At 39.9% G+C, this 627-nt stretch carries 1 pseudogene; it reads right to left on the bottom strand.

Annotated features, from left to right (window positions below):
- Positions 1–243: 243 nt before the first annotated feature.
- Positions 244–627, bottom strand: a pseudogene (locus ACFIO5_RS12615) (hypothetical protein); the annotation flags it as partial.

Here is a 627-nt window from a genome sequence, read left to right on the forward strand (position 1 = left end):
ACCCAGCAATTGCCATCATGAGAGAGGTTATCTTCCTTTTCAATAAAGCCACCCAAGGCACCAGCCTTAACATCAGCAAAGTCTTTTAATGCTTTAATGCGATAAAGGGTATGATTATTAATTACACGCGTTTCATTTGTGAGTGCAAACTTCTTTTGCATGAGCACAATTCCTTTATAGAGATTTAAATTTTTAAATGAGATGTTTAAAGGAGGGCGCCCCCGCCGCGCCCGCGCGTGTCATTTACGCAGCATCACTTTCATATTCGCTGTCATTATCATCGTCATAATACCCTTCAAAATCAGCATAATACTCATGACGATAATAATCATCTTCGCTCCCAAACTCAGGATATGCATCATCACAGATATCTTCATTAGCTGTTAAAGAGGCATTGCTATGAATATATGAAGAACCAGAGATAAGAGCATCACAAATAACGGCATCATCAAAAACACGTGATTCATCACAAATGTAAGCAGAGCCACTTATTTTTGCATTGCCTCCGACATGAGCATCATCACAAATGACAGCATTATCGGAAATATGAGCGTGATCAGTGACACGGGCGTTATCATAAATTTGTGCATTGCCTTCAATTACAACGGCGTTGTTAGCATGCGCATT

Source organism: Bartonella sp. AA86SXKL, from assembly GCF_042196885.1.